Source organism: Streptantibioticus ferralitis, from assembly GCF_029223525.1.
Lineage (GTDB): Bacteria > Actinomycetota > Actinomycetes > Streptomycetales > Streptomycetaceae > Streptantibioticus_A > Streptantibioticus_A ferralitis.
Map to the genome: position 1 here is coordinate 145,060 of NZ_JARHTQ010000009.1, position 23,247 is coordinate 168,306.

General features: G+C 70.1%; 21 protein-coding genes. 8 read left to right on the forward strand and 13 right to left on the reverse strand.

Annotation, left to right across the window (positions count from 1 at the left end; all coding sequences use genetic code 11):
• Positions 1-29 precede the first annotated feature (29 nt).
• Positions 30-1,160 (forward strand): PP2C family protein-serine/threonine phosphatase, encoded by a 1,131-nt coding sequence (locus P2L57_RS40210; protein ID WP_275815059.1) that lies wholly within the window; start codon positions 30-32, stop codon positions 1,158-1,160.
• 88 nt (positions 1,161-1,248) lie between these two features.
• Here the strand turns inward: P2L57_RS40210 and P2L57_RS16545 are convergent, their stop codons facing one another.
• From P2L57_RS16545 to P2L57_RS16555, 3 genes are all read right to left on the reverse strand, one after another.
• Positions 1,249-2,112: a geranyl diphosphate 2-C-methyltransferase gene (locus P2L57_RS16545; protein WP_275815062.1), complete on the reverse strand. Its 864-nt coding sequence runs from the start codon at positions 2,110-2,112 to the stop codon at positions 1,249-1,251.
• A 94-nt stretch (positions 2,113-2,206) separates the two neighbouring features.
• Complete coding sequence (locus P2L57_RS16550) at positions 2,207-3,520, reverse strand: family 2 encapsulin nanocompartment cargo protein terpene cyclase (protein ID WP_275815065.1); 1,314 nt, start codon at positions 3,518-3,520, stop codon at positions 2,207-2,209.
• 53 nt (positions 3,521-3,573) lie between these two features.
• On the reverse strand, positions 3,574-4,983 hold the full coding sequence (locus P2L57_RS16555; RefSeq protein WP_275815068.1) for a family 2B encapsulin nanocompartment shell protein: 1,410 nt from the start codon (positions 4,981-4,983) through the stop codon (positions 3,574-3,576).
• Between the two features lie 493 nt (positions 4,984-5,476).
• On the opposite strand from P2L57_RS16555, the gene P2L57_RS16560 reads away from it, so the two are divergent.
• A complete protein-coding gene (locus tag P2L57_RS16560; RefSeq protein ID WP_275815072.1) occupies positions 5,477-6,715 on the forward strand; it encodes a glycoside hydrolase family 3 N-terminal domain-containing protein in 1,239 nt (412 codons plus the stop codon).
• Positions 6,716-6,873: 158 nt separating this feature from the next.
• Here the strand turns inward: P2L57_RS16560 and P2L57_RS16565 are convergent, their stop codons facing one another.
• Positions 6,874-7,839, reverse strand: coding sequence for a trypsin-like serine peptidase (locus tag P2L57_RS16565; RefSeq protein ID WP_275815075.1), 966 nt, complete (start codon positions 7,837-7,839; stop codon positions 6,874-6,876).
• 104 nt (positions 7,840-7,943) lie between these two features.
• Positions 7,944-8,831, reverse strand: coding sequence for a putative protein N(5)-glutamine methyltransferase (locus P2L57_RS16570; RefSeq protein ID WP_275815078.1), 888 nt, complete (start codon positions 8,829-8,831; stop codon positions 7,944-7,946).
• 220 nt (positions 8,832-9,051) lie between these two features.
• On the opposite strand from P2L57_RS16570, the gene P2L57_RS16575 reads away from it, so the two are divergent.
• Positions 9,052-9,366: a hypothetical protein gene (locus P2L57_RS16575; protein ID WP_275815081.1), complete on the forward strand. Its 315-nt coding sequence runs from the start codon at positions 9,052-9,054 to the stop codon at positions 9,364-9,366.
• On the forward strand, positions 9,363-9,611 hold the full coding sequence (locus P2L57_RS16580) for a hypothetical protein (RefSeq protein ID WP_275815084.1): 249 nt from the start codon (positions 9,363-9,365) through the stop codon (positions 9,609-9,611). Before P2L57_RS16575 ends, P2L57_RS16580 begins: the two co-directional genes overlap by 4 nt.
• A 12-nt stretch (positions 9,612-9,623) precedes the next feature.
• Here the strand turns inward: P2L57_RS16580 and P2L57_RS16585 are convergent, their stop codons facing one another.
• Positions 9,624-10,682: a PP2C family protein-serine/threonine phosphatase gene (locus P2L57_RS16585; RefSeq protein WP_275815087.1), complete on the reverse strand. Its 1,059-nt coding sequence runs from the start codon at positions 10,680-10,682 to the stop codon at positions 9,624-9,626.
• A 420-nt stretch (positions 10,683-11,102) separates the two neighbouring features.
• Between P2L57_RS16585 and P2L57_RS16590 the strand changes: the two genes are divergently transcribed.
• Positions 11,103-12,776, forward strand: coding sequence for an NAD-dependent malic enzyme (locus tag P2L57_RS16590; protein ID WP_275815089.1), 1,674 nt, complete (start codon positions 11,103-11,105; stop codon positions 12,774-12,776).
• Positions 12,773-14,269, forward strand: coding sequence for a class II fumarate hydratase (gene fumC / locus P2L57_RS16595; protein WP_275815091.1), 1,497 nt, complete (start codon positions 12,773-12,775; stop codon positions 14,267-14,269). Before P2L57_RS16590 ends, fumC begins: the two co-directional genes overlap by 4 nt.
• A 96-nt stretch (positions 14,270-14,365) precedes the next feature.
• Here fumC and P2L57_RS16600 read toward each other — a convergent pair whose 3' ends face one another.
• The 4 genes from P2L57_RS16600 to P2L57_RS16615 all read right to left on the reverse strand — a co-directional run bounded on the left by P2L57_RS16600 (position 14,366) and on the right by P2L57_RS16615 (position 18,516).
• Positions 14,366-15,568: a cytochrome P450 gene (locus P2L57_RS16600; protein WP_275815094.1), complete on the reverse strand. Its 1,203-nt coding sequence runs from the start codon at positions 15,566-15,568 to the stop codon at positions 14,366-14,368.
• A 36-nt stretch (positions 15,569-15,604) separates the two neighbouring features.
• Positions 15,605-16,969 carry an NAD(P)/FAD-dependent oxidoreductase gene (locus tag P2L57_RS16605; protein ID WP_275815096.1) on the reverse strand — a complete coding sequence of 455 codons (1,365 nt, stop codon included), beginning with the start codon at positions 16,967-16,969 and terminating at the stop codon, positions 15,605-15,607.
• On the reverse strand, positions 16,959-17,168 hold the full coding sequence (locus P2L57_RS16610; protein WP_275815098.1) for a ferredoxin: 210 nt from the start codon (positions 17,166-17,168) through the stop codon (positions 16,959-16,961). Before P2L57_RS16610 ends, P2L57_RS16605 begins: the two co-directional genes overlap by 11 nt.
• A gap of 220 nt (positions 17,169-17,388) precedes the next feature.
• A complete protein-coding gene (locus P2L57_RS16615) occupies positions 17,389-18,516 on the reverse strand; it encodes an NADH:flavin oxidoreductase (protein ID WP_275815100.1) in 1,128 nt (375 codons plus the stop codon).
• A 701-nt stretch (positions 18,517-19,217) separates the two neighbouring features.
• Here P2L57_RS16615 and P2L57_RS16620 point away from each other — a divergent pair.
• Both P2L57_RS16620 and P2L57_RS16625 read left to right on the forward strand, forming a co-directional pair.
• Positions 19,218-20,633 carry an arylsulfotransferase family protein gene (locus tag P2L57_RS16620; RefSeq protein ID WP_275815102.1) on the forward strand — a complete coding sequence of 472 codons (1,416 nt, stop codon included), beginning with the start codon at positions 19,218-19,220 and terminating at the stop codon, positions 20,631-20,633.
• Between the two features lie 292 nt (positions 20,634-20,925).
• Positions 20,926-21,483, forward strand: a complete 558-nt coding sequence (locus tag P2L57_RS16625) for a tyrosine-type recombinase/integrase (RefSeq protein ID WP_486387832.1) — start codon at positions 20,926-20,928, stop codon at positions 21,481-21,483.
• 151 nt (positions 21,484-21,634) lie between these two features.
• Here P2L57_RS16625 and P2L57_RS16630 read toward each other — a convergent pair whose 3' ends face one another.
• The 3 genes from P2L57_RS16630 to P2L57_RS16640 are packed head-to-tail and all read right to left on the reverse strand — an operon-like array spanning position 21,635 to position 23,204.
• A complete protein-coding gene (locus P2L57_RS16630; RefSeq protein ID WP_275815104.1) occupies positions 21,635-22,048 on the reverse strand; it encodes an arsenate reductase ArsC in 414 nt (137 codons plus the stop codon).
• Between the two features lie 38 nt (positions 22,049-22,086).
• Positions 22,087-22,836 carry an aquaporin gene (locus P2L57_RS16635; protein ID WP_275815106.1) on the reverse strand — a complete coding sequence of 250 codons (750 nt, stop codon included), beginning with the start codon at positions 22,834-22,836 and terminating at the stop codon, positions 22,087-22,089.
• Complete coding sequence (locus tag P2L57_RS16640) at positions 22,833-23,204, reverse strand: ArsR/SmtB family transcription factor (protein WP_275815108.1); 372 nt, start codon at positions 23,202-23,204, stop codon at positions 22,833-22,835. The genes P2L57_RS16635 and P2L57_RS16640 overlap by 4 nt, the downstream gene beginning before the upstream one ends.
• Between the last annotated feature and the right edge of the window lie 43 nt (positions 23,205-23,247).

Consider the following 23,247-nt stretch of genomic DNA (forward strand, 5'->3'; position numbering starts at 1 on the left):
GCCCTGGCCCGCGGCCTACACTGCATGAGGTGGACAGGCCATCCAGTCCGCCACGGCAGGGCAAACGCTCCATCGAACCGGCCTCGAACCCTTACGAGACCCTCTCGACCCTTGCGCTGGTGGCCTTCATCGCGGCGGTGGTCGTCCTCGACCTGGCCACCAACCGGCGGGACTGGATCAGCGTCATGCTGCTGGTGGTCCCCGGCCTGGCGGCCAGCGTCTGCTCGGTTCGCCGCACCGCCGCCTTCGGCGCGCTCACCGTTGTGACCCTGACCCTGCTCTACGGCGTCTCACCGCGCTACGGGGACACCCTCGGCGACTGGCTGACGATCGCCGCCGCGGCCCTGATCTCGCTCGTCTGCGTCGCCGTCTGCAGATACCGCCTACAGCGTGAACGCGCCCTGGTGGAAGCCCGGGTCACCCTCAGAGCCCTGCAGCGCACGCTGCTGCAGCCGCTGCCCATGCGAGCTCCGGACGTGGAGATCCACGGCTTCTACTCGCCCGCGAAGGCCGAGGCCCTGGTCGGCGGCGACATCTACGACGCCGTCGAGTCGCCGTACGGGACCCGGCTGCTGATCGGCGACGTCCAGGGCAAGGGCCTGGACGCGATCCAGACCGGCGCCGCGGTACTCAGTGCCTTCCGCGAGTCCGGCTACTACCTGCCGACGGTGGCCGAGGTGGCGGACCGGCTGGAACAGGCCGTCGCCCGGCACAACCGTCGCGCGGCGCGCTCCGGGCAGGAGGAGCGCTTCGTCACCGCGCTGCTCGCCGAGTTCGCCGCTGACGGCGCCGTGGCAGTGATCGACTGCGGCCATGTCGCGCCACTGCTCGTCTCGGACACCGAGGTCCGCGAACTCGAATGCGCCACCCCCGGTGTCCCGCTCGGCCTGGCCGACCTGGTCGGCCAGAAACGCGGCGTCCGGCACATCGACCTACGCCAGGGGGAACTGCTCGTCCTGTGCACCGACGGGGTCCTCGAAGCCCGCGATGCCAGCGGATCCTTCTATCCCCTGCTCACCCGGCTCGCCCACTACACCCCGGCCGAACCCGCTGTCGTCGCCCATGAGTTGCGCGCCGACCTGGAGCGGTATGTGAACGGCTGCCTCGGGGACGACGCGGCCGCCCTCGTCGTCGTCCGCCTGGCGCGGACCCGCGGCTGACCGGTGACGGCGGACGGCGGGTCCGCGGAACCCCGCGAAACCAGCAGTGGCCCAACTGCCCTCAGCCGGGCCGCTGCTGGCGCTCCCCTCAGATGCGGTCGGCGGCGATGAGCAGGTAGTGGAAGCTGCCCTCCCGGTACGCGGTGAGGAAGGGGTCCTCGATCCCGGTGGCGACCGAGCACTTCGCGCGCAGTTCCCAGTACGGGATGGTCTGGGCGGTCAGGTCGATGACATTGATCGGGACGAGGTTGTTGGCGGTGAGCGCCTTGAAGTACTGGCTCCTGGGATGGATGTTGCAGGTGTAGTGCTCGTCGATGCGGCTGACGGCCCTGGAACGGCCGCCGGTGACATCGTTGTAGCAGCCGGTGATGCACACATAGCGGCCGCCGTACTCCAACAGCCGGGAGAACTCGGCGAACAGCTCGAACAGATCCACGTACATGGTGGTCTCGTTGGTCCAGATCGCCCGGCGGGAGCCGGTGTCGAACCCGGTGTCCAGCATGTTGCGGAAGTGGAACCGGACCTGGTCGGCCACACCGCGCTGGGTGGCCTGGTCGTTGGCGAAGCCGACCTGGTACTCGGAGATCGTCACCCCGTCCACCTGGCAGCCGAAGCGCTGGTTGGCCATGATGCTGGTGCCGCCGCGGCCGGAGCCCGCGTCCAGCAGGCGGTCGGTGGGGCCGATGTCGCCCAGGTGGTCGAGGAGGACGTCGGCCTGCGCCGTCTCCAGTCGGTGCAGCTCCTCGATGATGCGCTCGTCCCGGGTGTCCTGCGGGCCTTCCAGGACGGAAGGGTCGTAGTCCCCGATGCCGTAGTGGTGGTGGTAGAGGCCGTCGACCTCGCCGAGCCGTAGATTGACCGGGTCCTGCTGGTGGTTGTTCCAGTACGCCGCGACGGACTGCTGGTAGGCGGTGCGCAGGACGTTGGCGGCGGCCGGAGCGGTCGTGGTCATCCAGAGAACTCCTTTTCGTCTGCGGGAAGGTGCGGCCGGCTGGTGCCGGGACCGGGCTCAGGGGGAGTGCTGCGGGGGCAGTGCGGCGCGCCGCTCAGGCGGTGTCGCCGCCGTTGTAGCGCGCGGTGCCGCTGTGCCATTCGCGGTTTCCGCCGAGCCAGGCCCATACGCCCGCCAGATAGCGGCGCAGCGCGGGAGACCCGGTGAGGCTGAGGGCGGCGGCCTCCGCCTCGAAGGTGCGGACGAGTTCGTCGTGGATCTCGACGCTGCGCTCGACCGCCTCCCTGAGGGAGCAGTTCTCCTGTGCGGCGATCAGCTGCGGCAGGTTGAAGTTGGCGGCGGAGTCGCCGGCCTCCTTGGCCATCGAGTACAGGTCGTTGACCAACGTGCTGGCGGTGGACGCCATGGTGACCGCGCGCCGCACCCGTGGTTCGGCGTACTCGGCGGACGACAGTTCATAGCCGCCCACCACGTCGGTGAGCGTGATGCACGGCAGGAAGCTGTTGAACTGCCGGGCCACCAGATACTCCCAGACCGGCGGGGTCCGCCCGGCGGTGCGCCAGGACGCCTCACCGTCGAAGGCCACGAACAGCACGCCGATCTCATGCCGTAGCCGGGCCACCTGTGCCCAACTGGCATACCGGGCAAGGTGTTCGAGTGCGGAGCGCAACGCCGCCAGCACCGGGTCCGCCCGCATCGCCCGCTCCAGGTCCGGGGTGTACCGCACCGGGAGATGGGCGGGGTCCACCGCCGCGTAGCCGACCACCAGGCGCGAGCCGAGCAGTTCCGGAGCGGCGCCGGCGGATTCGTCATCGCAGTAGTGGTCATCGGCGGCCCACTCCGCCAGCGCGCACTTGCCCGCCGCCAGCAGCCGGTCGGGGTCGTCGCTGTCGGGGTGGGTGAGCATGATCAGTCGGCCGAAGTCGGCGGCGCGCAGGCTGTCCAGCCGCCCGGCATAGATGCCGACGTCCGCGGCCCAGTCGACCAGCTGGTCGTTGACCTCGTCGCCGAGCGCCGGGTCGTCGCGCACCGGAGGCGGACAGTACAGCTCGGGCACCGACGAGGTGCCCTTGGCACGACGCGCGGTGCGCGGTCGCAGGGCCGTCGCGCCCAACCCGGTCGGGCCGTCCGACAGATGGCGCACCCTCGGGCCGCGGCCGTGGACCGGGGCACCGGTCGCGAACGGCACGGCGAGCCGCGCCGCCGACGTACCCAGCCCGGCGGGGCCGGTGATGAGTCTGCGTGCACCCGACTGCGCCGACTCCTCGGCCCGGCCCGGCTGTTGACCGCCGAGCGCCCCGGGCAGGTGCCGTGGAGCGGCGCCTTCCAGACTGGACAGTACGGCGGCCACCAGATTCGCCAGGTCATGTGCGGCCGCGGGCGCGGACACGCGGGAGAGCAGGGACACCGGTCCTCCTTCGTACTTGACGGCCCGTCGGCGGCGGGAGACCCCACCGGACGTCACACCCGCGGACGGGCGACCTCGACGTTCTCCAGCACGCCGAGGGCGTCGGGAACCAGCACGGCGGCCGAGTAGTAGGCGCTGACCAGGTAGGAGATGACGGCCTTGTCGTTGATCCCCATGAACCGCACGTTCAGGCCCGGCTCGTACTCGTCGGGGATACCCGTCTGGTGCAGGCCGATCACGCCCTGGTCGTCCTCGCCGGTGCGCATCGCGAGGATGGTGGTGGTGTGCCCGTCGGCGATCGGGATCTTGCCGCACGGGAAGATCGGCACCCCCCGCCAGGCGGGCACCTGGTGGCCGCCCACGTCGACGCTGTCGGGGTAGATGCCACGGCTGCTGCACTCCCGGCCGAACGCCGCGATCGCCCGCGGGTGTGCCAGCAGCAGCCGGGTGCCGCGCCGCATGCTCAGCAGGTCGTCGAGGTCGTCGGGGGTGGGCGGTCCTGAGTGGGTCTGGATCCGCTGGTCGTTGTCGGCGTTGTGCAGCAGGCCGAAGTCGCGGTTGTTGACGAGTTCGTACTCCTGCCGCTCGCGCAACGCCTCGATGGTCAGCCGCAGTTGCTGTTCGATCTGGTCCATCGGCTCGTTGTAGAGATCGGCGACCCGGCTGTGCACCCGCAGGACCGTCTGGGCCACGCTGAGTTCGTATTCGCGCGGGGCGATCTCGTAGTCGACGAAGGTGCCCGGCAGCTCGTGTTCGCCCTCGTGGCCCGCGGCGAGCTCGATCTCCGCCTCGCCCCGCTTGTTCATCGGCTGCTGGGCGTCCGCGATGAACTGCATGATCTGGTCGCGCAGTGCTTCCGAGCGGTCCGCGAGCTCCTGGAAGGCCGGCCAGGGCAGTACGAGGAGGGTGCCCGAGGTGACGGCCTTGGCGGTGCACAACCAGGACGCGTCGGCCTGCATCAGGGCCTCGTCCCCGAGGTGGTCACCGTCCGCCAGCACGCCCAGCACACTGGCCTCGCCGTACTTGCCGAGGCCCACTTTGTTGATCTTGCCGTGCGCGATCAGGTAGACCTCGTCGATCGGCTGGCCCGCCTCGACGATCACCTCGCCCTGTTCGAAGTCCCGCTGGGTGAAGCGGGAGGCCAGCTCCTCCAGCAGCGCGGTGTCCTCGAAGCCGCGCAGCACCGGGACTTCGCGCAACGAGGGCGGCACGACGCGTACGTCGGCGCCGGTCCTGACGAAGCTCACCCGCCCGCGGCCGACCGCGTAGGTCAGCCGCCGGTTGACCCGGTAGGTGCCGCCGCTCACCTGGACCCAGGGCAGCATCCGGGTCAGCCAGCGCGAACTGATGCCCTGCATCTGCGGCTTGGACTTGGTGGTTGTCGCCAGGTTTCGCGCCGCGGCCGTACTCAGGCTGAGCCGTGTCTGGTCTTCCGCTTGTCCCGGCTCGGCTGCGATCGACATCTGTTGCCCTTCCGTTTGGATGGCGGACCGCGGAAGGTGCACGCCGGGCCGATCAGCCTCGCCATGAACACCGTCCGCAATCAGAGAAAAGCGGATGGTGAGATCACCCTTCAATGGCGTGCGGTCGTGCGCTGCCGCGCTCAGCGCTGGTGAACACCACCTGCCACCCCCCGTCACGCCCCCTTGGATCACGGTTGGCGGCGAACTGCTCGGACCACGGGCGACGGTCAAGGGCGGGCCTCCGCATGCGAAGTCCGGAATTTTATGTTCCGCTGGACGGGCTTGCTGATGAACGCGATCCCGCTTGCGGATGAACGCGGTCCGGGGCCAGGCCTTCCGCCACGGCATCACGCAAACGGGCGCCGAGAGCTATCCGACCCGACCTTCGAGAGGGTGGCTGGTCCTCGTGTCAGTGCCGAATACTCCCTCGCCCAGTCGCCCGCGCCGCCGAACGGCGCAGCCGCGGGCCGCCGTTGTCCTCATGCTCGGGGTGGTGCTCCCGCTCACCGCCTGCGGCGGCGGGACCCACAACCTGCCGCAGGCGTCGACCACCCCGGGGGCACCGACAACCGGGAGCCCACCGGGTTCGCGTGCGGCCGGCACACCGGGTACGACCCAACTACCGCACCCGGGCAGCCCGCCGCTGCCCGCCGCACCGACCGCCCAGACCACGCAGGCCACGTCCTGTGTCGACCGGGTCATGGCGAGGATGTCCGCGGCCCAGCGGGTCGGCCAGCTGTTCATGAGCCCGGTGAGCACTTCCGGGATCGCCCCCGCGGAGTCCGCCGCGATCCGCGCGCACAACGTGGGTTCGATCTTCCTCATGGGACACAGCAACGCCGGGGTGCGGCCCATCCGGACCATCACCGACCAACTCCAGTCCACGGCACAGTCGGTGGGCGGTGCGAAGGTGCGGCTCTTCACGGCCACGGATCAGGAGGGCGGGAAGGTCCAGATCCTCAACGGTCCGGGCTTCTCCCCCATGCCGAGCGCCGTCGTGCAGGGCCAGTGGCCCGTATCGCGACTCCAGGGTCAAGCGGCCGACTGGGGACGCCAGTTGCGCGCGGCCGGTGTCAATCTGGACCTCGCACCGGTCGTCGACGTGGTCCCCGCCGGCATCGGTACGAAGAACCAGCCCATCGGGGCGCTCTCGCGGGAGTACGGCGACAATCCGACCACCGTCGCCCGGCAGAGCAGCGCGTTCATCCGCGGGCTGTCGCAGGCCGGTGTGGACGCCACCATCAAGCACTTCCCCGGACTCGGCCAGGTGCGCGGCAACACCGACTTCTCGGCGAACGTCGTCGACAGCCTCACCCAGCGCAACAGCCCCAATCTGGCCGCGTTCCGGAGCGGAATCCAGGCCGGGGCCCGCTTCACCATGGTCTCGTCGGCCACCTACACGCTCATCGACCGCGCCCACCAGGCAGTCTTCTCCTCCGTGGTGATCCGTGACATGCTGCGCGGCACCCTCGGCTTCAACGGCGTGATCATCACCGATGACGTGGGGCATGCCGCGGCCGTACGGGCAGTGCCTCCCGGCGAGCGGGCGCTCAGGTTCCTGGCGGCCGGAGGCAACATGATCCTCACGGTGGATCCCTCGACCGTCGGCCCCATGGCGAACGCCGTACTCAGCCGACTGGGGACGGACGCCGCCTTGCGCCGCAACGTGGACGACAGTGTCCGGCGGATCCTCACCGCCAAGCTGCAGTCCGGCTTGCTGCATTGCGGCTAGCGCCTCGCGACGGGATGTGGTGGGCGTGCGGCTTTGACCGCCGGTCCGGTTCAGTGGGGTTGCTCGCCGTGGCGGCGGTTCGAGGTCTTGGGGGCAAGCCCCCAAACCCCCGGAGCAGCGGGACCGGCGGTCAGCCAACTGCCGTCGCCCCCACGGTTCTAGCCGCCAGCGGCGGCCGCCTGCTCGTACAGGGACTGGACGTTGGGCCCGAAGGCCACGCTGTACGAGACGTCGGGGGTGTCGCCCCCCTGCTGGTAGCCGCCGATGACACCGATCACCGTGCCGGATCCGGCACCGTCGATGACCCAGGGGCCGCCGCTGGTGCCGCCGGTGAAGCCGGTGCAGTAGATCCGCAACTGGCTACTTCCATAGGCGGAGATGCCGTTGGTGCAGGTGATCGGAGTCTGGGTGGCCTGCGGATAGCCGGTCATGGTGACCGGGCGGCTCGTGCCCTGCCCGATGCCCAGTGCGTAGCCGCCGACCACCGACTGGAGGTCGCGGCCGTTCTCCGGCGCCACCACCGCGAACGCCACGTCGTGGTCCTGGTCGGAACTGGCGGACCACTGCGCGTCGACGATGACGCGCCGCAACCGCCACACCCCGTACGGCGCGGTCCCGTCGTGGTAGCCCGGGACGAAGACGTCGGAGGTGGAGCCCAGGCAGTGCGCCGCCGTCACGATCAGGTCGCCGCCCGGACTGTCCACCACGCTGGCCGTGCAGTGGTGTGCCCCGTTCAACCCGCCGTTGAACAACGCCCCCACCTGCGCGGCGATCCGGGACACCGGCACCGGATGGGAGATGCCGGGGTTCGCGACGGCGGCGGCAAGAGAAGCGGCCACCGCCGAGGCGGCGGGACGCACCGCTCCGGCGGCCGTCACCGTGCGCGCGCCCGCATCCGTGCGCGCGGCGCGCTTCGGGGTTGGGGAGGCGCTGCCGGTGGGCTGCGGCCGAGGCGCACCGCCCGCTGAAGTGGAGGCTCCGACCGCCGGATCGGCGGTGGGCCGACTGGCGGTGGCCATGCCACCGCCGGTCACAAAAACGCAGGCCATGAGCACCGTCACGGCCCAGGACCAGGGCCGGACACCACCTGCCAGGCCCTGACGTCGCCGCCCGGAAGCCGTCATGCGCCACCTCACGTCCCTGTCTGAAAGACACTCCGCCGACGTCCACCACTCGTAACCGCATCATCACCGGGTGTACTGAGACCGAGATGTGAGACATGTGAGAATCAGGTGATTTCTCCATCGGCCTCGACGGCCGGGCCGCCGACTCGCGCCGCGACGCGGGCGCGAACGGGCTCGGTGCCGACGACGACGGTGGCGCCGAGTTCGTCGCAGCTCGCCACCCGCGGGATCAGCCCGGCCCGGGCGAACACCTCGACGGTCAGCGGCGCCTGACGTTCGCTGGTCTCCAGCAGCAGATGCCCGCCGGGTGCCAGCCACAACGGTGCGGCGGCGGCCACCCGCCGCTGGACCTCAAGCCCGTCCGCGCCACCGTCCAGCGCCACCCACGGCTCGTGTACACGGGCCTCCGCGGGCAGCAGCCCGATCGACTCGGTGGGCACATAGGGCGCGTTGGCGACCAGCACGTCGACGCGGCCCCGTAGCGAAGCGGGCAGCGGCTGGTAGAGATCGCCTTCGTACACCCGGCCTCCGGCGGCGGCGACGTTGCGGCGGGCGCACCGCACCGCGGCGGGGTCGATGTCCGCGGCGTGCAACTCGATCCCGTCCAGGGCAGCGGCCAGCGCGGCGCCCACCGCGCCCGAGCCGCAGCACAGGTCGACGACCACAGTGCGTCCGGCGGACCGGTGGACGGCGCCGACGACCTGACCGGCCTGGCGGGCGAGGAACTCGGTACGACGACGGGGTACGAAGACACCGGGGTCCACCGCTATGCGCCGACCGCAGAACTCCGCCCAGCCGAGGACGTGTTCGAGGGGCAGACCGACCACGCGCCGCTCCACCATGGCGGCGAGCTCGGTCGGTGTCCGTGCGGTGGAGATCAGCAACTGCGCCTCGTCCTCGGCGAAGACACAACCGGCGGCCCGAAGCCTGGTGACGACGGCGGATTCGGAGAGGATGGCGGATTCAGAAAAAGGTGACGCGGAAAGCGACATGGGGGCCTTTCGGAGACGAAGGGCGCCCTCCCGCTCACCTATGCCAGATGAGCCGAACAGCCATGAGATGAGAGCACCCAGCCTGCTACAGCGGTAATGGGTCTCACCTCCTCGGTCGTGTGCTGCCGGACGTCGCAACAATACCCGACCCGCGCCACCCCGACCCCGGAGCGCGGCCGCGAGGGCGCGGGTCCGGCGCCCGGTTCTCAGCGAATGGCAGGTGGAGGCCGGTGACCACCACGCCATGCCGCACCGGGACGCCGAGCCGCGCGGCGTGCTCGGCCGGCAGCGCCTCCAGGTCGCGCTGCGGCACCGGGGTCGCGTGGGCGATCGACTCATGGCCCGCCACCTCGGGATCGGCGTCGTCGACGAGGTCGCGGGGAGCATCATGGCCGCGAAGTGGCCCGCCCGCCTCAGCGTGCCCCTGGGCCGCCCGTGGCCGGGCCGACGGCCGCAGCGCCACCCGCTGTCCGGGGTGCGGGGTGCGGGGGTGCGGGGGTGCGGGACGGGATGGCGCCCTTCCTGCGCACCGTGAGCGGGTCCCCCGTCCTGCTCGCCCGCGTGCGCGAGATCGTCGACGAGCTTGCGGACACCCTCGCCGCCCCGCTCGCCGAGAACCACGTCGCGACCGGGGACGCCCAGCTCATCGCCGCACTGGCGGTCGCCGCCCACCGCACGGTCTTCGTCACCGGCGCCCGGCGCATCCTCGCCGGGGAGACCGCGGCGGAGATCGTCGACGACCACGTCGCCCGACTGAACGCCGCGTTCCACGCACCTTGATCCGCAACGCGGCTACCCAGACCGATCTCTTCGGCCGTCGAGCGGGTCCGGGTGATCACGCAGGCAAACGGCGAGGGCGGCGATGTCGTCGTTGAGGCCGCCGCTGCTGTAGTGGAGGAGATCGCGGTGAAGCCCGTCGAGCAGCTCGCGGGGCCGCGCCGAGGCCTGCCGCCGCATCCAGTCCGCCAGCGGGAAGAACTCGCCGTCGCGGTTGCGGGTCTCGGTGACACCGTCGGTATAGAGAAGCAACTGATCGCCGGGGGCGAAGTCGACGGTGTCAACGCAGTAGTGATCGCCGATCAGCTCCGCGAGGTTGAGCAGCGGTGAGGGATCGGTGGGCTTCAGGACGCGGAGTTCCCCACGGTTCAGGAGCAGTGGCGGTGGGTGCCCGCAGTTGAGCACTCTGATACGGCCGCCCTCGTGCGGGACCTCGGCGAGGATGGCGGTGGCGAAGCGTTCCATCACGTCCTCGGCGGGAAACGCGGTGCAGTAACGGGTACTGCCGGCCTCCAGACGGCGTGCGACGCCGCTCAGGTCGGGCTCGTCGTAGGCCGCTTCCCGGAAGGAATTGACCACCGCCGCGGCCGCCCCCACCGCTGCCAGTCCCTTGCCCCGCACATCACCGATGAGCAGCCGAACCCCGAACCGAGTGTTGACCGCCTCGTAGAAATCGCCGCCGATACGGGCCTCCGCTGCCGCCGCGAGATACAGCGACTCGATCTCGACGCCCCCGAAGTACCGCGGAATCGGGCTCAGGACCACCTTCTGCGCCGCGTCGGCGACGAGTCGGACCTGGAAGAGGGTCTGCTCCCGCTGGAGTCGGACATGACTTCCGTACGCCGCCGCCACGGTGACCGCGATGATTCCCGCCACGGTGTACCAGGTTCCCAGGTCGGGGAACTCCAGGCTGAGGCCGATCATGAGCAGAAGGCAGAGAGTCCCCAGCAGGACGGTGGGGAGCACGGGCCACATGGCGGCGGCAAGGGCGGGCGCCGCGGGCAGAAGGCGGCTGAAGGCGACACTCCTGGGCGTGGCGAACGCCAGGCTGGCGATGACAACGGTCAGGATCACCGGCAACAGCAGCGTAATGGGCCATCGACCGTAGGGACGACGACGGAGCCGCAGCCGTCCAGGCTCGATCACAATGCATAGCATATCGACATAACCCGGCCATATGGCTCTAGCCGACCAGGGCGCGCCCTGCCCGGCGCCACGGCACATCCACTCGCGAACGCCTCACCAGGACAGATGCGCGACGGCTGGGGCCCAGCCACCAGGCCGACCGCACGGCGACGCGACGTGGCCGATGCGCCAACCGCAACCAAGCGGACCGATCACCGGTCCGGGGCCCGAGCGCCGCCAAGATCGGCGAGCGGTAGCGAGGGCTCTGTGCGCACAGTAGCGGTAGGGGCCGGTGGCTTCGCCGTCCGGGTTCGGCGGGGCTGCGACGCGTGCACACAGGGGGTCGCATACACACGTGGGGAGAGCATCATGACCCAGCACACCGTGCGGACGCCGGCCACCCCGAGCGTCCTGGAGGATCCGTTCCTCGACCGCGACGTGGCGTTCACCCAGGCGGAGCGGGAAGCCCTGGGCCTGACCGGGCGCCTGCCGACCGGGGTGCTGACGCTGGAGCAGCAGGCGCAACGCGCTTACCAGCAGTTGCAGGCTCAAGGCGGCGACCTCGCCAAGAACGTCTACCTGGAGCAGCTGCACGACCGCGACGAAACCCTGTACTACAAGGTGCTGACCGAGCATCTGGTGGAGCTGCTGCCGATCGTGTACGACCCCACGGTCGGCCAGGCGATCGAGAAGTACTCCCACGAGTACCGCCGCCCGCGAGGCGTCTTCCTGTCCATCGACCGGCCGGAGGACATCGAAAAGTCCTTCGCCACGCTCAAGCTCGGGCCCGAGGACGTGGACCTGATCGTGTGCACCGACGCGGAGGAGATCCTGGGCATCGGCGACTGGGGCGTGGGCGGGATCCAGATCTCGGTCGGCAAGCTGGCCGTGTACACCGCGGCCGCCGGCATCGACCCGCGCCGCGTCGTGCCCGTGTCGCTGGACGTGGGCACGGACCGTGAGTCACTGCTGAAGGACCCGTTGTACCTGGGCAACCGGCACTCCCGCGTCCACGGCGCCGACTACGACGCGTTCATCGAGAAGTACCTGCGGACCGCATCGTCGATGTTCCCCGACGCACTGCTGCACTTCGAGGACTTCGGCCCGAGCAACGCCCGGCGGATCCTGGAGAAGTACCGCGACAGCTACCGGATCTTCAACGACGACGTTCAGGGCACCGGTGCGATCACCCTGGCCGCGGCGCTGTCGGCGGTCAAGGTGAGCGGTGTGCCCATGCGGGACCAGAAACTCGTGGTCTTCGGCGCCGGCACCGCCGGGGTGGGCATCGCCGACCAGCTGCGCGACGCCATGATCCGCGACGGCGCAAGCGCGGAGCAGGCCACCGCACAGGTCTGGCTGATCGACAAGCAGGGGCTGCTCACCCGTGACATGGCCGACCTGCGGGACTACCAGCAGCCCTATGCTCGCGACCCGAAGGAGGTCGCCGGCTGGGGGACGGACGGCGGCGCGATCTCGCTGCTGGAGACCGTGCGCCAGGTCAGGCCGACGATCCTGCTGGGCACCTCCACCGTGCACGGGGCGTTCACCCGAGAGGTCGTCGAGACCATGGCCGCGGGCACCGAGCGGCCGATCATCTTCCCGATCTCCAACCCGACCTCGCGGATCGAGGCCATGCCCGCCGACGTCATCGCCTGGTCGAAGGGGAAGGCCCTGGTAGCGGTCGGCATCCCCGTCCCACCTGTCGACTTCGGCGGCATGACCTATCACATCGGGCAGGCCAACAACGCGCTGCTGTACCCGGGGTTGGGCCTCGGCACGATCGTCTCCGGTGCGTCGAGGGTGACCGCGGGCATGCTGGTCGCGGCCACACAGGCGGTGGCAGACCAGGTCGACGTCTCCGCGCCAGGCGCCTCCCTGCTGCCGCCGGTGGAGAACCTGCGGGCGTCGTCGGCGATCACCGCCGCCGCCGTGGTCGGCGCTGCGGTCAGCGAGGGCGTCGCCACCAACAAGACGGCCGATCCCGACCAGGCCGTCCGCCAGGCCATGTGGGAGCCCGTCTACGCGGACGGAATGGCGTCATGACCGCGCGGCACCCCGCCGCACACCAGGCCAGTGCGGCCAGGGACGACGCCGCGCCGAAGATCCTCGATGTGCCCATCGGCCTGCACGCGACCGGCACCCGGCGGGAGACCGACTCCATGGGCGCCGTCGATGTCCCGGCCGACCGGTACTGGGGCGCGCAGACGCAGCGGTCACTGATCCACTTCTCGATCGGGGACGACCGGATGCCCAAGGCCGTCTACCACGCCTACGGCTACGTCAAGAAGGCCGCCGCGATCGTCAACGGGCGGGCCGGGCGGCTGCCGGCCTGGAAGGCCGACCTGATCGAGAAGGTGGCCGACGAGGTCATCGCGGGCAAGCTCGATGACCACTTCCCGCTGTACGTGTGGCAGACCGGGTCCGGGACGCAGTCCAACATGAACACCAACGAGGTGATCAGCAACCGCGCGATCCAGCTGGTCGGGAGCGAGCTGGGCAGCAAGTCGCCCGTCCACCCCAATGACCACGTCAACATGGGGCAGTCCTCCAACGACACCTTCCCCACCGCCATGCACATCGCCGCGGTCAAGGCGACTCACGAGCGTCTGCTGCCCAGCGTGCAGGCGCTCCAGCAGGCGATCGCGGCCAAGGCGAAGCAGTGGCGCGACGTGGTGAAGATCGGCCGCACCCACCTGGAGGACGCCGTCCCGCTCACCGTCGGGCAGGAATGGTCCGGCTACGCCCACCAGTTGACGCAGGCCATCGACCGGGTCACCGCTTCCGCCGAGGGCCTGTACGAACTGGCCGCGGGCGGCACCGCGGTCGGCACCGGGCTGAACGCGCCACCCGGATTCGGCGAGCAGGTCGCCGCCGAGATCGCCGCCGCGACCGGTTACCCGTTCACCACCGCCCAGAACAAGTTCGCCGCCCAGGGCGGCCTGGACGCCATGGCCGGCGCATCGGCCGGGCTGCGGGCGCTGGCCGTACCGCTGATGAAGATCGCCAACGACATCCGGTGGCTGGCCTCGGGGCCTCGCTGCGGCCTCGGCGAGCTGATCCTCCCCGCGAACGAGCCCGGTTCCTCGATCATGCCGGGCAAGGTCAACCCGACCCAGTGCGAGGCGATGGTCATGGTCTGCATCCAGGTGCTGTCCGAGGACTCGGCCGTCGCCTTCGCCGGTTCACAAGGCAACTTCGAACTCAACGCCATGCGCCCGGTCATCATCAACAACTTCCTGCACGCGGCCACCATCATCGCCGACGCCTGCACCAAGCTGCGCCAGTACTGCATCGAGGGCACCCAGCTCAACCGCGACCGGATCGACGACTACGTCAACCGGTCCCTCATGCTGGTCACCGCGCTGTCACCGGTGATCGGCTACGACAAGGCCTCGGCCATCGCGCACAAGGCCAACGACGAGGGCACCACCCTGCGCGAGGCCGCCCTGGCCTCCGGCTTCATCAGCGCCGAGGAATTCGACCGCATCGTCAACCCGGCCGCCATGGTGGGCCGGACGCTGCCGAGCGGCGGATGAGGCATGCCGCGCGGCAGCCCGGTCCAGCGCAAGTCCCGCAGCCCCGGCGCGAGTTGTGCAAGCCGTCGAGCACGCGACCAACGAACTGATGGATCGTCAGAACTCGATGGGCAGGTGCCGGGGGCCGCGCAGCATGGCGTTGCGACGGTAGGGGGGCGGGTCCTGCACCAGGCGGGCGGTGCCGAGACGGGGGATCAGCGCACGCAGCGCGATCTGGGCTTCGACACGGGCGAGCGGTGCTCCGTAGCAGAGGTGGATGCCGCTGCCGAAGCCGACGTGCTCATTGTCCGGGCGGGCGGGGTCGAAACGGTCGGGGTCGCGGAACCGCTTGGGGTCCCGGTTGGCTGAGGCCAGCACGAGCACCATGGGCGTGCCCTTGGGGATGGTGGTGCCCGCGACGTCCACGTCGGCGAGCGGAAAGCGCTCCCGCATGTGGACCGGGGGCTCGTAGCGCAGCAGTTCCTCCACCGCGCGCGGCAGCAGGTCGGGTTCGCGGCGCAACCGGTCCAGTTGGTCGGGGTGGCGCAGCAAGGTGAGCACCCCGTTGGTGATGAGGTTGACCGTGGTCTCATGACCGGCGATCAGCAACAGCACGGCGGTGACCGCCAGTTCCTCGCCGGTGAGCCGCTGACCGGCCGGATCCGGCTCGTTGATGAACGCGGAGAGCATGTCGCCGGTCGGCTGGCCGCGGCGCCGCTCGGCGAGGTCCACCAGGTACTGGCCCATCTCGGCGTGCGCCTGCTGGCCCGCCCGTACCCGCTCGGTGGCCTCTCCCGGCCTGACGTCGGCGGAGTCGACGATCACGTCGGACCATGCCCGGAACAGCGGCTCGTCCTCACGCGGAACACCGAGCAGTCGGCAGATGACAGTGACGGGCAGCGGGTAGGCGAAGTCGTCGACGACGTCGATCTGCTTACGGCCCTGGAGCGCTTCGAGCAGTTCCTCGGTGATCCGGGCGATCTCGCCGCGCATCGCGTCGACCCGGCCGGGGCTGTGCGGCGGGCCGAACGGCCGCATCGCCAGGGTGCGCAGCCGGTGGTGCTCCGGGTCGTCGAGCCGGAGGAACGGCAGGTGCAGCCCCTCCTCCGACCGGTCGCCGCGCGGCACGCTGCGGCTGCGGGGGTCCGCGCTGATCCGCGGATCGTGGAGCAGGGCGACGATGTCGTGGTACGTGCCGAGCAGGTAGCTGCCGTCCGTCTGCCGCGCCACGCCCGCCGCACGGAGTTCCGCGTACAGCGGGTAGGGGTTGGGGCGGTTGGCGTAGTCGGTGATCCGCTCCAGCAGCGTGTCGGCGGTCATGCGGTTCGGCTCCTCGTGGAATGGCGGGTCGATGGGTCAGACGGGCCGCACCATGGTGAGCCGGCGGTCCGGCAGGTAACCGGTGAGTGCGACGGTGGGGCCGTGCGAGAGCACCTTGGGGTCCGGTACATCGGAGGGGACCGGCACGGCGGCTGCTGTCGCACGGTCGGCCGCGCCGGGCGCGGGCGGAAACGGGGCTGCCGTCTCGATCAGGCGCTCGTAGTACTCCAGCCATTTGGCCATGTTGACGGTGACCGCGGCGGTGACGCGGCCCCGGTAGCCGTAGACCATCACCAGACGGCGCTCGTCGAGCGAGCCCTGGGCGATGACCACCTGGTCGGAGAAGGTGGGGACGCCCACGGACTTGATGTTGAGCCCGAACTGGCTCGACCAGAAGACCGGGACCGCGAGGTGCGGGCGCCGCAGCGGCCCCGGGTTGACCATGTTGTGGGCCGCCACCTCGGCCTGCGCGACCGCGTTGCCCCAGTGCTCCAGGGAGAGCATCTGATACTCGAACAACGGGTGCGGAAAGCGGGCGGCATCGCCCGCCACGAAGATGTCGTCGGTGACGATCCCGTACATGTTGAAGGCGCGGCACCCGGCGTCGCAGGCGACGCCGCGCGCGCCCGCGGCCAGCCCGGAGTCCGCCAGCCACTCGGTGTTGCGGACCGCCCCCATGGCGACGACGCAGACGTCCGCGTCGATGTGACTGCCGTCGGACAGGTCCGCGCCGGTGAACCGGCCGTTGCCGTGCAGCGCGGTGACCGTCACCCCGCAGCGCAGGTCCACCCCGTGCGCCCGCTGCAGGCCGGCCGCGAGCTTCGCCAGCGTTCCGCCGAGGGCGCCCACCAGCGGTGCGGGGCCGCGTTCTGCGACCGTGACCTCGATGCCGCGCTCCCGGCAGGCCGAGGCGATCTCCGAGCCGGTGAACCCGGCGCCGATCACCAGCACCCGGCGCGGCCCGGCGGCCAGACGCTCGGCCAGGCCGTCCGCGTCGTCGCTGGTGCGCAGGGTGAACACCCCGTCCAGGGCGGCCTCCTCCGGATTGGGCCAGGGCCGCGCCCGGGTCCCGGTGGCGATCAGCAGCCGGTCGTACGGCAGCGAGTCGCCGTCGGCCAACAGCACCCGCTTGCCGACCGGGTCGAGACCAGTGGCGCGCACCCCCAGCCGCCACTGCGCCTCCGGATCCCGGCGCGTCGGCAACTCGGTGGCGCTCGCCGACGCCTTGCCCAGCAGCACCTGCTTGGACAGCGGCGGCCTGTCGTAGGGCGGATGGGGCTCATCCCCGACCATGGTCAGTGGGCCGGTGAAGCCCTCCTCGCGCAGCGTCTCGGCGGCCCGGAGTCCGGCCAGCGACGCGCCGATGATGACGATCCGGCCCTCCCGAAGGTCACCGGGCACCAGCGCTCACCTCCTCGCCCACGAGGATGGCCTGCACCGGGCACGCCGCCGCGGCCTGGCGCACACGGTCGAGCTGGTCGTCGGGGACGGCCGGGTCGTACAGCAGCGCGTCCTCCCCGTGCAGCTCGAACACCTCCGGCGCGAGGAACACGCACTGCGCGTACCCCTGGCAGCGGGTGAGGTCCACGACGATCCGCATTCCAAGCCACTCCCTCACTCGACCCGGCGTCCGCTTCCTTCCTACGCCCGGCCGTGATCAGGCGCATGCCCGACTACTCCGTCGGGATTCCGGTACAGCGCGACGAGCCACCTCCGCACGGCCGAGGCCCCCGCCGACCCCAACTGAGACGGAAGATCACGAGGGCCCCGACCGTCAACCGGTCGGGGCCCTCGTCTGCCCCGCTGGGCGAGTGGGTCTTCTAGCTCAGCGTCTTCAGCGCCGCCACGTCGTACGGCTTCAGCTCCTCGAACCGGTCTCCCAGGACCTTCGCCGCCCACTGCGGGTCCTGGAGCAGGGCGCGGCCGACGGCGACCAGGTCGAACTCGTCACGCTCCAGGCGGTCGAGGAGGTTGTCGATGCCCTGGACCGGGGCGCCCTCGCCCATGAAGCCGCGGATGAAGTCGCCGTCGAGGCCGACCGAGCCGACGGTGATGGTGGGCCTGCCGGTGAGCTTCTTGGTCCAGCCCGCCAAGTTCAGGTCCGAGCCCTCGAACTCCGGGAGCCAGTAGCGGCGGGTGGAGGCGTGGAAGGCGTCGACGCCGGCCGCGGCGAGCGGGGTCAGGATGGCCTCCAGCTCCTCCGGGGTCTCGGCGAGCCTCGCGTCGTAGGCCTCCTGCTTCCACTGCGAGTAGCGGAAGATCACCGGGAAGTCGGGCGAGACGGTCTCGCGGACCGCGGCCACGATCTCGGCCGCGAACTTCGTACGGGCCACGGCGTCGCCGCCGTAGGCGTCGGTACGGCGGTTCGTCCCCGCCCACAGGAACTGGTCGAGGAGGTAGCCGTGGGCGCCGTGCAGTTCGACACCGTCGAAGCCGATGCGTTCGGCGGCCGCGGCGGCCTCGGCGAAGGCGCCGATGACGTCGTCCAGGTCGCGCTGGGTCATCGCCTTGCCGGTGCCCTCGGTGCCGTCGACGCGGATGCCGGAGGGGCCGACGGCGGGGGCGTCGGCGTAGGGCGCATCGCCCTGCTTGCGCACCATGCCGATGTGCCACAGCTGGGGCACGATCGTGCCGCCCGCTGCGTGAACGGCCTCGGCGACCCTCGCCCACCCCGCCAGCTGCTCCTCACCGTGGAACCGCGGCACACGGTCGCTGGACCCGGCCGACTCGTGGCCGACGTAGGTTCCCTCGGTGACTACCAGGCCCACACCCGCGGCGGCGCGGCGGGCGTAGTACGACCGCACGTCTTCACCGGGGACGCCGCCCGGGGAGAACCTGCGGGTCATGGGGGCCATCACGATGCGGTTGGGGACGGTCAGCCCGTTCAGCGCGACGGGCCGGGACAGGATCTCGGCCGCGCGGGAGGCGGAGGACGCGGTGACGGTCATGGATGTTCCTCGCAGGTACCAGACGGTGTACGCACATGCACTGAATGCGCGCAGGTGCCAACCACTCCGGTGGTCACGGCATTTCGCTCGTCCGGCGAGCGGTCCTGTGATCCCGGACACGTGCCCGGAGCCAGGGGCGGTGGCCCCGACCGTTGAAGTGCGCCGCCATCCGGCGTTTGATGAGCCTGTCCTCGGCGGCCTCGCGGATCTCGCGCCACTCGGCTCGCCACGGCACGGAGCGCGTCGTCTGCCGTCTACCCACTCGTCTGTTCGGGTGCCGTCTGTGAGCCGTCTCGGTCCAGGCAGGATCGCCCGCGGTACTGCCGCCGCAGGCCGTGACAACGTTCCTCGTGGAGTGCGCTTCCGGCTGGCTCCCTGGCACGGGACGAGGGCGGTGTGGCCGTCGTTCCGCCTGGTGGACAAACAGGAGAGGGCGGATGTTCGGGACCACAACCAGGGGGGTGTGGCGCCGGTGGATGACGGCCGCGACTGTGCTGGTGACGGCGGGAGCGGTCGGCCTGGGGGCGGGACCGGCTGCGGTCGCGGCTCGGCACCGCTCCACGGTGCGCCATCACCAGCCCCGTACGTGGCCCCGGTCCTTGTGTGCGACGCGGCCTTTCCCTCCATCGGGGAGTGTCCCGGCACCGATCACTTCTGGCAGCGGTGTGTGGAGCTTCGTGTCCGCGCCGAACCTTCACCCCATGCGGGTCACCGTCACTGCGAAAGAGCCGGGCACGGCCCGCGGAAAGGTCTTTGTCGGCCCGTACAACCTGAGTCAGCCGACCGGCCAGACCGGGTCGCTGATCGTTGACGACTCTGGCAATCCGGTCTGGTTCCGCCCGCTTTCCTACGCAAACCTGCAGAACGCCGACTTCAGGGTTCAGGGGTATCACAACCCCCGGACCGGTAGAACTCAGCCGGTTCTGACCTGGTGGCAGGGAAGCCTCGCCATTCCGCCGTGGTACACGAACCTGCCGGGTGGTGCGCCCGAACCGGGCGGGTGCTACTACATCTACGACAATCACTACCGCCTGCTCAGGACCGTCTTTGCGCGTCACGGTTTCAACGCGGACGAGCATGAATTCCTCCTGACCCGCAGGGGGACCGCGCTGTTCATCGCCTCCAAGCCGGTCCCCATGGACCTCACCCCCTACGGGGGGCCGAAGAATGGAGCCATCGAGGACAGCGAGGTTCAGGAGGTCGACCTGGCAACAGGGAGACTCGTCTTCTCATGGGACATGCTGCAGCACGTGAACCCTGCCGACTCCGAGGTGCCCGCCTCCGACGCGTCATCGTCCGGCGGAGTCTGGGACGCCTACCATATGAACTCGATCGACGAAGGCCCCAAAGGCCAACTGCTGGTCTCCGCCCGAGACATGTGGGCCGTCTACGACATCTCCGAGAGGACCGGGAAGATCCGCTGGCAACTCGGCGGCAGGAAGAGTGACTTCGCCTTCGGCCCGAACGCAGACTTCTTCTGGCAACACGACGTCCGATTCCGACCGGGAAACCGGATCAGCATGTTCGACGACGGCTGCTGCAACCTACCGAACCCGCCCGAACAGCAATCCCATGGCCTGGTCCTCAAGCTCAACTTCCGCAGCCACCAAGCGACTTCCGAGCGTACCTACTACCACGCGCCCGCGTTGTACTCGGCATCCCAAGGAGATAACCAGGCGCTCCCCAACGGCGACAAGTTCATCGGGTGGGGCCAGGAGTCGTACTATTCGGAGTACGCGGGTGCGGGGAACACCGAGGGCGATGGCTCGCAAAACCTGCTCTACGACGCGCAGATGCCGGGTTCCGACATCTCGTATCGGGCGTTTCGCTACAAGTGGGTCGGTGAGCCGTGCTACCCACCGAGCGCGGCGGCACGGGCAATCGGTGGGCGAAGCATCGTCTACGCCTCCTGGAACGGCTCAACAGAGACGAGAGCGTGGCAGCTACTCGCCGGGCCGAACGCCGGTTCACTGTCGGTAGTCGCAAGGCACGCCGGACGGACCGGGTTCGAGACGGCGGTCACGACCACCAACGCAGGACCGTACTTCCAGGTCAGGGCGCTGGATGGGAACGGGAAGGTCCTCGGGATCTCCGACATCGTGACACTCTCCGGCTGACCGCGGCCGCGGTATCCCTCAAGAAGGAGAAACCCGACCCGATCCCGCCCGCCGCCCCCACCTGGGAACGGGTGCCGACGAACTCGACGGTAAGTGGTACGCCAGATACTGGAATCCGGTGACGGCGCCACTATCGGAGCACGTCAAGGAGGCGATCGCCCTGGGTCCTCAGGCGCCCGCGAAGCTGGCTGCCAAGCTCGGCCTGAGCCACCAGCTCCGCAGCATCGAGAGCATCCGGAGGATGACCGAGGGGACAGCCCGCCCCCGGCGACGGTGTCCAGGGATACGCGGCGTGACGGACAACCAGCGGGCCATGACCGAGGCTCAGCGGCAGCAGGCCAAGCTGATCTGGGACTACCACCAGATGCACCACCAGGTCCGGCCGGTGGATGCCGCGATCGGCCTGGGCAGCCACGACCTGGGGGTGCCCGCCTTCTGTGCCAAGTCCCGTCAGTGCAATGACGCCTCGTCGATCTGTCAGGGCCACGACGGCCGCTGGCACGGATACGTCACCGTCGGCGTCAAGGACGACGGCACTCCTGATCGGCGTCACGTGTCCCGTAAGACCCGGGCCGAAGTCACCAAGAGAGTCCACGAGTTGGAGCGGCAGCGCGACTCCGGCGCCGTGCGTTTGGCCGGTCAGGCCTGGACGGTGAAGTCGTGGCTGACCCACTGGGTGGAGAACATCGCCGCCCTGCACATATCGGAGGGCACGATCGACGGCTACCGCGTCGCGGTCGACCACCACCTCATCCCTGGCCTGGGCGCCCACCGACTGGAGAAGCTGGAGCCCGAACACAGCACGTATGCGGTGTCGGTACCAGCACATGACCGGCCGCGTCCTGTGTGACACCGCAGACACGGTCGACGGGCTGTTGTGGGGCCCGCCCGCTGGCTACACAGGCCAGTTGATCCAACATCGGTCAAGGTCCCGACCATCAACCGGTCAGGACCTTGACCTGCTGCAGACGGGCGTCAAAGCGCAGTTGGCCCGTCGGCGCTCATGGCGTGTAGCCCTGCTCGGCGTCGATCTCGGCGATCAAACCGCGGATACGCCTCTCGATCTCGTCCCGGATCGGCCGCACGGCCTCGACACCGTGGCCCGCGGGGTCGTCGAGCTTCCAGTCGAGGTAGCGCTTGCCGGGGAAGACCGGGCAGGCGTCGCCGCAGCCCATGGTGATGACCGCGTCGGAGGCTTGCACTGCCTCGACAGTGAGCACCTTGGGCGTCTCGGCCGAGATGTCGATGCCCACCTCGCCCATCGCCGCCACGACGGCCGGGTTGACCGCCTCCGCCGGGGCGGACCCGGCCGAGCGGACCTGGATGCGGTCACCGGCGAGGTGGGTGAGGAAGGCGGCAGCCATTTGTGACCGCCCGGCGTTGTGAACACAGACGAACAGCACGGATGAGTTCACGGGAGTCGTTTCCTTGATCTCGAAGCGGGGCGGCCGGTTCACCGGCTGGGGGCAGCGGCGAGTTCGGTCTCGTCGTGGGGCATGACGACATCGCTCTCTGCGGCAGCGGGTCGACCGAAGAGAGCGACGACCAGGCCAAGCCCGACGACCGTGCCGACCGCCTGGGCGGCGATGAAGGGGCCGACGGAGGCGGGGGCGATGCCGGCGAAGGTGTCGGTGAAGGCCCGGCCGATGGTCACCGCCGGGTTGGCGAAGCTGGTCGACGAGGTGAACCAGTAGGCCGCACCGATCCAGGAGGCCACCGCGACCGGGGCGATGTGAGCCCGGCTGGTGCGGGTGAGGCCGAAGATCAGCAGGATCAGCCCCGCCGTGGCTACCACTTCGCCAAGCCACAGATGGCCCGCCGAGCGGCCGTGGGCCGACCAACGCACAAGCGGCTGGGCGAACATGGCGTCGGCCAGTACGGAACCACCGATCGCCCCGACGATCTGCGCGGGCACGTAAGCCGCGAACTCCCGCGTGCTCAGGCCGTCCTGGCCTCGGCGGCCACTCCCCCAGGCCGCAGCGGACACGACCGGGTTGAAGTGGGCTCCGGAGACCGGCCCGAGCAGGGTGATCAGTACGCCGAGGCCGAAGACGGTGGCCAGGGAGTTGGCCAGAAGCTGCACGCCGACGTCATGACTGAGCTGAGTGGCCTGGATCCCGGAGCCGACCACCACGGCAACCAGCGCCGCAGTGCCGACCGCCTCGGCCGCGACGCGACGCCCCAGTGGGATCGAGCTACTCACTTCGCGACCTTGCTGTCGGCCGGCGCCTGAAGCAGGGCGGCGAGGCGGTTCAAGGCGGCGGGCATCACCCAGTAGTAGACCCACGTCCCCCGCCGCTCCGACCCGACGAGCCCGGCCTCCCGCAGGACCTTCAAGTGGTGCGAGATCGTCGGCTGGGACACGTCGAACGGCCCGGTCAGATCACACACGCACGCCTCGCCGCCCTCGTGCGAGGCGATCAGCGAGAGCAGCCGCAGCCGGACCGGGTCCGACAGCGCCTTGAACATCCGCGACAGCTCGACCGCATCGATCTCGCCCAGGGGCTCACGCACCATCGGGGCGCAGCACACGGCGGCCTGGTCGATGACCGGCAGGCTCTGTTTCGACATGCCTCAATATTGACGGCCGTCTAAGCGAGTGGCAACCTCGACT